Source organism: Aetokthonos hydrillicola CCALA 1050, from assembly GCF_017591665.1.
Taxonomy (GTDB): Bacteria; Cyanobacteriota; Cyanobacteriia; order Cyanobacteriales; family Nostocaceae; genus Aetokthonos; species Aetokthonos hydrillicola.
Genome location: NZ_JAAKGC010000195.1, coordinates 1 through 1344, shown reverse-complemented (window position 1 = coordinate 1344; position 1344 = coordinate 1). Strand labels below are relative to the sequence as shown.

Genomic DNA, 1344 nt, shown 5'->3' with positions numbered 1-1344 from the left:
AGGGAATCTCATTCATATTGCGTTAGTTGTCGCTATTGCTCTTGCAATCTACAATTTTTTCAAGGCGCGCGACGTTTAACCTTTCGAGCGGTAATCCCTACACAGTTATAAACTCTACTGTCGTAGTTTCACTCTGAACAAGAACTGCTTAACAGCATATTTACCTTTAAAATTATTAAGTAAGGTAAATATCTCACTTCAGAGTTAAAATCAATGGTATTATTCGGATTTGGTAAAAAACTAAACCTACCTACTGCTGAGGAAGCTTTGCCAGGGCGCGCAGATGTTATGCCAGTACCTGGTAGCCACTTTGTTAACGTGAATCCTCTTAAGCCGCCATTTCCAGAAGGCATGGAAACAGCCATATTTGGGATGGGTTGCTTTTGGGGAGCAGAACGCAAATTCTGGCAACTGAATGGAGTTTTTACGACTGCAGTAGGTTACGCAGCAGGTATAACCCCTAACCCTACATATAAAGAAGTTTGTACCGGACAGACTGGTCATAATGAAGTAGTGTACGTTGTCTTTGACCCAAGTCTAATTAGTTACTCTCAATTACTCAAAGTATTTTGGGAAAACCACGATCCTACTCAAGGAATGCGCCAAGGTAATGATGTCGGTACTCAATACCGTTCTGGAATTTACGTTTATTCTGAAAACCAAAAGCAGCTAGCGGAAGCATCACGAGACGCTTATCAGGAAGCTCTTAATAAGGCTGGCTATGGAAAAATTACCACAGAAATCCTTGATGCTCCTGAATTTTACTACGCAGAAGCATACCATCAACAATATTTAGCGAAAAACCCTAACGGCTACTGTGGGTTAGGAGGAACAAACGTTTCTTGTCCTATAGGATTGACTTCAACCTCAGCTTAAAAGATTTTGGTTCGCGCATCCCAAATGTGCTCTTACCTTGATAGCCCTCATCCCCTGACCCCTTCTCCCACAACTGGGAGAAGGGGAATTGGAAACATTTCTCCCCTCGCCCATGTTTGGGCTACGGTATACACACAAGTCGAATTACCCCCCTTAATCCCCCCTTGTAAAGGGGGGAAACAAGGAGAATCTAGTTCCCTCCCCTTGGAAAGGGGAGGGTTAGGGTGGGGTAATGCGAGGACTGGTAGTGATTCGATAACTTGTGTGTATACCGTAGCCATGTTTGGGAGAGGGGCTAGGGGCGAGGGCAAAACTGATCTGGATACTCCCCTTCCTCTTAAATACACTCATCCTACCCGTGTACTTTTTTAGCGGTGATTTAGGACTCCTGTAGTGATATCCTCTTGAGAGGATGTTTGAAAAGTGATTAGCTGTGATTTTCATCACATTATTACCCCCCTTAATCCC

At 43.7% G+C, this 1344-nt stretch carries 1 protein-coding gene; it reads left to right on the top strand.

Going from position 1 to position 1344, the window contains the following annotated elements; genetic code table 11:
- Positions 1–213 precede the first annotated feature (213 nt).
- Positions 214–876, top strand: a complete 663-nt coding sequence (gene msrA, locus G4P69_RS35255) for a peptide-methionine (S)-S-oxide reductase MsrA (RefSeq protein ID WP_208341835.1) — start codon at positions 214–216, stop codon at positions 874–876.
- Positions 877–1344: the final 468 nt, after the last annotated feature.